6 protein-coding genes and 1 pseudogene are annotated in these 7,042 nt (G+C 74.9%); 2 read left to right on the top strand and 5 right to left on the bottom strand.

From position 1 onward, the window contains the following. Positions 1–32: 32 nt before the first annotated feature. Positions 33–785, bottom strand: a complete 753-nt coding sequence (locus tag AB8Z75_RS29390; protein ID WP_369207262.1) for a DUF2064 domain-containing protein — start codon at positions 783–785, stop codon at positions 33–35. Between the two features lie 203 nt (positions 786–988). Further along, a pseudogene (locus tag AB8Z75_RS29395) lies at positions 989–1,633 on the bottom strand (glycosyltransferase family 2 protein); the annotation flags it as partial. Positions 1,634–1,877: 244 nt separating this feature from the next. On the opposite strand from AB8Z75_RS29395, the gene AB8Z75_RS29400 reads away from it, so the two are divergent. Then, complete coding sequence (locus AB8Z75_RS29400) at positions 1,878–2,801, top strand: response regulator transcription factor (RefSeq protein WP_369207264.1); 924 nt, start codon at positions 1,878–1,880, stop codon at positions 2,799–2,801. Between the two features lie 6 nt (positions 2,802–2,807). Next, positions 2,808–3,929 (top strand): sensor histidine kinase, encoded by a 1,122-nt coding sequence (locus AB8Z75_RS29405; protein ID WP_369207266.1) that lies wholly within the window; start codon positions 2,808–2,810, stop codon positions 3,927–3,929. 26 nt (positions 3,930–3,955) lie between these two features. On the opposite strand, the gene AB8Z75_RS29410 is transcribed toward AB8Z75_RS29405, so the two are convergent. From AB8Z75_RS29410 to AB8Z75_RS29420, 3 genes are all read right to left on the bottom strand, one after another. Beyond that, positions 3,956–5,065, bottom strand: coding sequence for an NAD-dependent epimerase/dehydratase family protein (locus tag AB8Z75_RS29410; RefSeq protein ID WP_369207268.1), 1,110 nt, complete (start codon positions 5,063–5,065; stop codon positions 3,956–3,958). Positions 5,066–5,173: 108 nt separating this feature from the next. Further along, entirely contained in the window at positions 5,174–5,983 is an 810-nt protein-coding gene (locus tag AB8Z75_RS29415; protein WP_369207270.1) for an alpha/beta fold hydrolase, read from the bottom strand. Between the two features lie 175 nt (positions 5,984–6,158). After that, complete coding sequence (locus AB8Z75_RS29420; protein ID WP_369207272.1) at positions 6,159–6,977, bottom strand: SDR family oxidoreductase; 819 nt, start codon at positions 6,975–6,977, stop codon at positions 6,159–6,161. Positions 6,978–7,042 lie beyond the last annotated feature (65 nt).

Raw genomic sequence — 7,042 nt, forward strand, 5'->3', positions numbered from 1 at the left:
GGTCTGCTGCGGTGTCGTGTGGGTGGGCGCCGTCATCGGGTGGCCGTTCCGGGGGAGGGGGAGGTTTCCTGGGGCCTGGCGGATGCCGGCGCGTCGGCATCCTGCGCGACCGCCTGCCGGGGGACGAGGGGACCGAGCCGGGCGACGGCGGCTGCGAACCGGCCCTCGGGGGCCTCGACCGCCACCTGTACGGCGTCCTGTGCCGTGTCCACGTCGCGCAGCGACGGGAGATGACGGACCCGCAGGCCGGCGTCCGTCAGCCGCGCCAGCTGCGCCTGTCCGGTCGTCGGAGTGGACATGGGGACGCCCCGCAGGAGGGCGGCGTCGGGACGGGCCAGGCCCAGCGCCCAGAACCCGCCGTCGGCCGCCGGGCCGAACCACGCGTCGCACTCCTGCCAGCCGCCGGGCTCCAGAACGGGCGCCAGCAGCGCGGGCGTCAGTTGGGGGGTGTCCATACCGACCAGCAGCGCGGGTCCCTCGCCCGCGCCATCGAACGCTGCGGCCAGCCGCTCGTCCAGCCCGCCCGTGCACTGGGGGACGACGTCGAAGCCGGACGGCAGCCACTCCCCGGGCCGTCCGGACAGGACGAGAACGCGGCGTCTGGCGGGCATCGCCGCGACGGCCGTCAACGTGTCGTGCAGCGCGGCTGCCGCGAGCCCGGCCGCCTGTTGTGGAGTGCACGGCGGACACAGACGGGTCTTGACGCGTCCCGGCACCGGCTCCTTGGCGATGACGAGCAGCGTGGTGTCCCCTTCGGGGGACCGGTGCGCGGCCGAGGTTGTCATCGGGCGGCCTCCTCGGTGGTGTGCGGCGGTCGCGGGACACCCGAATCCGTCGACGCTCCTGTACCCGTCGGCGCTCCCGTACCCGTCGGCCCGGGCGGAGCCGTCGGTGCGGACGGGGGCATCGCTGCGCACGATGGCGTCGGTGCGGACAGTGGCGTCGGTGCGGACGGTGGCGTCGGGGCCGTCGGCGCGGGTGGTGCGTTGAGGACGGCGCGCATGTCGCGGACGGCGTGCCAGGTGCCGCGCCAGGTGCCGGTGACCTTCGACTTGCCGGAGCGAGGCCGGTAGGGCACGTCCCGTTCCTCGATCCGCCATCCGGCGTCGGCGGCCCTGACGACCATTTGCAGCGGGTAGCCGCTGCGCCGGTCGGTCAGGCCGAGCTCCAGCAGCCCCTCGCGGCGGGCGGCGCGCAGGGGGCCCAGATCGTGCAGGCGTACGCCGGTACGGCTGCGCAGCATGCGGGAGAGCGCCAGGTTGCCCGCACGGGCGTGCGCGGGCCACGCACCGCGCGTCTGCGGGCGTCTGCGTCCCAGGACCAGATCGCTGCGGCCCTCGCGCACGGCCGCCACGAACGGCTCCAGGAGGGAGGGGGCGAGGGAGGCGTCGCAGTCGCAGAAACAGACGATGTCCGCCTCGGCCGCCGTCAGCCCGGCGTGGCAGGCGGCTCCGAAGCCGCGCCGCTCCTCCCTGACGACCGTGGCGCCCAGCTCCCGTGCGACGGCTGCCGAGCTGTCCGTCGAGCCGTTGTCGACGACGATCGCCCGCCAGCCGGACGGAATCCGCTCCAGCACCCAGGGCACGGCCTGTTCCTCATCGAGACAGGGCAGGACGACATCGACGGCGGGCACGGGCACGGCCTCCTCCGGGCGGTCCGGGCCGGGTTCAGACCCGGACCCGAGGGCGGACACGGACGTGGACCCGGACGCCGCCCCGGGGGGCGGGGCGGCGTCCGGCTGGGGATCGGTCACGCGGGACACCCTACGGAGCAAAAAGCGACATTCCGGGCTTCGTGTCCTTACGAAACACGGACATCGCCCGTCTCCGTCAACGGCCCGCCTGCCCCGCCCGCCCGTGCGGTGCCACCCTGAGCACATGCAGACACCACCTTCCGGCCACGTCCTGGTGGTCGACGACGACCCGACCGTCGCCGAGGTCGTCGCCGGGTACCTCGATCGGGCCGGTCACACCGTCGACCGCGCCGAGACAGGGCCCGAGGCGCTGGAGAGGGCGGCGGTGCGCCGCCCCGACCTCGTCGTGCTCGACCTGATGCTGCCCGGGATGGACGGCCTGGAGGTCTGCCGCCGCCTGCGGGAGAAGGGGCCCGTGCCCGTCATCATGCTGACCGCGCTCGGCGACGAGGGCGACCGTGTCCTCGGCCTGGAGGTGGGCGCCGACGACTACGTGACCAAACCCTTCAGCCCTCGCGAACTGGTGCTGCGCGTCGAGTCGGTGCTGCGGCGCAGCCGGGGCGCGGGCGGTGGCGCGGACGAGCCCGCGCGCGCCGGTCAGGCGGCGGCCGGCGGTGAGGCGGCGGTCTCCGGTCGGTCTACGGTCTCCGGGGAGTCCGCGCGCCCCGAGGAGCCGCTGCGGGTCGCGGGGCTGACCGTCGACCCGCGCGCGCGGCTGGCCACCAAGGGCGGCGCCGAGCTCAACCTGACCGTACGGGAGTTCGACCTGCTCGCGCATCTGCTGCGGCATCCGGCACGCGCCTTCACCCGCGAGGAGCTGATGCGCGAGGTGTGGGGCTGGGACTTCGGCGACCTGTCGACCGTCACCGTCCACGTCCGCCGGCTGCGCGCCAAGATCGAGGACGACCCGGCCCGCCCCCGGCTCATCCAGACGGTGTGGGGCGTGGGCTACCGCCTGGCCTCGGGCGACAGCCCCGCTGCCGGCGACAGTGCGGTTTCCGGCGCCAGCCCCGTTTCCGGCGCCAGCCCCGTTTCCGGTGGCAGCCCCGTTTCCGGCGACCGTCCGGGCCCCGGCGACGCGGGCTCCGCCGGCGCGCGGAAGGGCTGAGACGACGTGCACGACATGCTGCTCATCGCCCTCTTCGCCTTCCTGGGCGCCGCCGCAGCGGGGCTGCTCGGCGCGCTGGCGCTGCGCGCACTGCGGCACCGTTCGCTGATCGTCTCGCTGACGGTCGTCTCCACGGTCACCGTGATCGCCATGTTCTCCGGGACACTCGCCGTCGCCTGGGCCATGTTCCTCTCCCGCCACGACCTGTTCGTCGTCACCACCGTCGTCGCCATGGCGGCCGTCGTCTCGCTGGCGACCGCGCTGCTGCTCGGCCGCTGGGTCGTCGCGCGCAGCAACGCGCTCACCGCGGCGGCCCGCTCCTTCGGTGACGGCGGCAGCTTCCCCACGCCCCGCGAGGGCGCCGACGACGACCCCGCCGAGCTCGCGGCGCTCACCCGCGAACTCACGGCCACCAGTGAGAAACTGGCCGCCTCGCGCGACCGTGAGCGCGCTCTGGAGAGCTCACGGCGCGAACTGGTCGCCTGGATCTCCCACGATCTGCGGACTCCACTGGCCGGCCTGCGCGCGATGTCCGAGGCGCTGGAGGACGGCATGGTGGAGGACACCGGGCGCTGTCTGCGGCAGATCCGCGCCGAGGTCGAGCGGCTCAACTCCATGGTCGGCGACCTGTTCGAGCTGTCCCGCATCCACGCGGGGGCGCTGTCGCTGACGCCCCACCAGGTGGCACTGGACGAGCTCGTCGAGGAGGCGCTGGCGGGCGCCGACCCGCTCGCCCGCAAGAGCGGGGTCCGTCTCGTCGGGGACGCGGCGGTCGACGTCCCCGTGGAGGTGGACCCGCGCGAGATGACCAGGGTCCTGGGCAATCTGCTCGCCAACGCCATCCGCCGCACCCCTGCCGACGGCACGGTGGCGGTGCACGCCCGCGGTACGGACGAGACGGTCGTCCTTACGGTGACGGACGGCTGCGGCGGCATCCCCGAGGAGGATCTGCCGCGCGTCTTCGACACCGGCTGGCGGGGCACCCACGCCCGCACCCCGCCGGGTGCGGGGCTCGGGCTCGCCATCGTGCGGGGCATCATCGAGGCCCACCACGGCTCGGCGGCGGTCCGCAACGTCACCGGCGGTTGCTGCTTCGAACTGACGATCCCGGTGACCCAGGTCGGCTGACCGGTGGCGCGCTCCCGTCTCGCGCCTCACTCGCCCGACGGGGCGCGCATCTCCGCCGCCGCGAACTCCTTCATGCCCTCCGCGAACCCGACCTGCGCGCGCCAGCCCAACTCGCGGGCCGCACGCTGCGACGAGGCGGTGATGTGCCGGACGTCACCGAGCCGGAACTCACCGGTGACGACGGGGTCGGGCCCGCCGTAGGCCTCGGCCAGCGCTGCGGCCATCTCCGCGATGGTGTGCGGTTCGTCGCTGCCGACGTTGTAGGCGGCGAAGCCCGCAGCGCCTGCCACACCCCCGCCCGACCCGGTGGCGCCCGTGTCCGTTTCCGTGACGGCTGCCAGGGCCGCGACGTTGGCCGCCGCCACATCGTGCACGTGGACGAAGTCCCGGCGCTGCGCCCCGTCCTCGTACACGGCCGGCGCCTCGCCGCGCGCGAGGGCGGAACGGAAGAACGAGGCGACCCCCGCGTACGGGGTGTCACGCGGCATCCCGGGACCGTAGACGTTGTGGTAGCGCAGCGAGACGGCTCGGCCCCCGGAGGCCCGTGCCCAGGCCGCTGCCAGGTGTTCCTGTGCCAGCTTGGTGGCGGCGTAGGTGTTGCGCGGGTCCGGGGGCGCGTCCTCCCCGACGAGACCGGGCCGCAGCGCCGCCCCGCACTCGGGGCACGGCGGCTCGAACCGCCCCGCACGCAGATCGGGCACGGCCCGCGGCCCCGGCCGCACCGTCCCGTGCTCGTCACAGACGTAGCGGCCCTCGCCGTAGACGACCATCGAGCCGGCGAGGACGAGCGACCGCACCCCGGCCGCCTCCATGGCGGACAACAGCACGGCCGTGCCGTGATCGTTGCAGCTGACGTACGCGGGCGCGTCGGAGAAGTCCTTGCCCAGCCCGACCATGGCGGCCTGGTGGCACACCGCGTCCACGCCTCGCAGCGCGTCGGCGACGGTCCCGGGGTCGCGGACGTCGCCGACGAGGCACCGCGCGTCCGGCACGGTGGTGAGCGGCAGCGCGCCGCGCTCCTCGTGCGCCGACGGCAACAGGGCGTCGAGTACGACCACTTCGTGGCCGGCCTCCGTCAGGGCGTCGACGATGTGTGACCCGATGAAACCGGCCCCGCCGGTGACAAGTACGCGCATCTTCACCACGCTAGGCCCGCGAGGCCGCCCCGCGGTGGCTCACGGCCCTTGTGTCACCGGTCCGTAAGAAACCGGCCGGGCCGCTCACGTGCCTCCGGCCCCCTCCGGCTATGCCCCGGGCGGCAGGACGGCCTCGCCGTCGCGCAGGAAACCGAGCACCAGGGGCGTCGCCTCGTGGGCGAACTCCTCGAAGTAGGCGTGCCGGGCGCCGGGAATCAGCCGGAGGGTGGCGCCCGGGACACGGCCCGCGAGCAGCGGGGCGTTGGCCGTGGGGTTGAAACGGTCGTCCGTGCCGTGCACGACGAGGGTGGGTGCCGTGATGCGGGGCAGCGCCTCCCACGCGTCGTGCCCGGCGCTTGCCCTCAGGTGGCGGCGGCGTGCGTGTCCGGGCATTGAGGGATCACCCAAGGTGTGGAAGGGGCCTGGGTGCCCGGCGGTGTAGGAGGGGGTGTACATCAGGTCGAGCAGCGCCTCGCGGGCCGCTCGCGCGTCCGGCTGCACGAGAGCACGCCGCACCTCGGGCCCCCGCTCGACGCCGTGCGGGGCGCCGGGAGAGGTGCAGCCCAGGACGAGCCGGTCGACGCGGGAGGGATGGTCGGCCGCCAGCCACTGGGCGACCCGGCCGCCCATCGACGTGCCGTACACGTGCGCCCGTTGGACGCCCGCGTGGTCGAGGACGGCCAGCGCGTCCCGGGCGAATCCCGGGGTGCTGTAGGAGTCGGTGTCGGGCCGGTCGCTGCGGCCCGTGCCCCGGTAGTCCCAGACCAGGGTGGTGAACGTCGCGGCGAAATCGGCCCGTACCGGGTCCCACCATCCGTGGTCGTTGGACTGCCCGCTCAACAGCAACAGCGGCGGGCCGCCGGCGCCGTGGACCTCGTAGTAGAGCGCGGCACCGTCGGCCGCGGTCGCGTAGGGCATGCCGTCACGCTCTCACGCCCGGGCGGCGGGCCGAACCGGAGGGTACGCCGCGGGACCGGCCGCCACGGTGCGGTCGTTCGGCGGCCTGCGGCGGCCTGCGGCGACGTCGGCGGTGACGGTGACGGCGGTGACGGTGACGGCGGCGTTGTCTTCGGCGGCCGTGGCGACGGCGGTGTCAGTGGCCGTTGTGCCTCCTGTGGCCGTAGCGGTCGTCCAGGAATTCCTCGAAGGTGCCCTTCCCCGTGGCGTGGCCGGGGGCGAGATTGCCGCCCCCGCGGAACGCGCGGGCGGTACGGCCCGGCAAGGGGAGGCCGACGACGCGCCGGGAGCGCCCGGTGGCCCGCAGCACCTGTGCTGCCGCCTCGCGGGCGCCGAGGACCCGCGGCCCGCCCATGTCCGGCACCCGGCCGGCCGGGTCCCGCTGGACGAGCTCGGCGAGCCGCCCGGCCACCTCGGTGACGTCCACCGGCTGGAACCGGAAGCCGGACGGTGCCACGACGGCGGGCAGGCGCCGCTGTGCGGTGGTCAGCGTCGCGACCAGGTCGTGGAACTGGGTGGCCCGCAGGATCGTCCACGGCAGACCCGACCTCTCCAACAGCCGCTCGGCGGCGTACTTCCCCTTGTAGTAAGGGAACGGGATCCGGTCGACGCCGACGATGGAGATGTAGACCAGGTGCGGGCCGCCCGCCTGCCGAGCCGCCTCCGCGAGACGCGAGAGCACCCGCGCCTCGCGCCACGGGTCGGTGGCGCAGTGCACGACGGCGCGCACGCCCGAGAGGGCCTCCGCCAGGCCGGCGCCCTTGGTGAGGTCGCACACGGCCCACTCGCAGCGGCGCTCGTCGCCCTCCCGGCGCGGCTTCCTGCTCATCACGCGGACGGGGACGCCGTCGGCCAGCAGCCGGTCGACGAGCGGACGGCCGAGAGTGCCGGTGCCGCCGGTCACGAGGACGGGCCCGGTGGGGTGGGCAGCGTCCTCGTTCGAGGGAGAGGGCACGGGTGCGGGTTGGCACGACGGCGCGCACGCCCGAGAGGGCCTCCGCCAGGCCGGCGCCCTTGGTG

The organism is Streptomyces sp. PU-14G (genome assembly GCF_041028275.1).
Lineage (GTDB): Bacteria > Actinomycetota > Actinomycetes > Streptomycetales > Streptomycetaceae > Streptomyces.

Bases quoted from the DNA above. Each gene is read 5' to 3' on its own strand.
- AB8Z75_RS29415 (WP_369207270.1), bottom strand. From the start codon at position 5,983: ATGCCCTACGCGACCGCGGCCGACGGTGCCGCGCTCTACTACGAGGTC.
- AB8Z75_RS29400 (WP_369207264.1), top strand. From the start codon at position 1,878: ATGCAGACACCACCTTCCGGCCACGTCCTGGTGGTCGACGACGACCCG.
- AB8Z75_RS29410 (WP_369207268.1), bottom strand. From the start codon at position 5,065: ATGCGCGTACTTGTCACCGGCGGGGCCGGTTTCATCGGGTCACACATC.
- AB8Z75_RS29390 (WP_369207262.1), bottom strand. From the start codon at position 785: ATGACAACCTCGGCCGCGCACCGGTCCCCCGAAGGGGACACCACGCTG.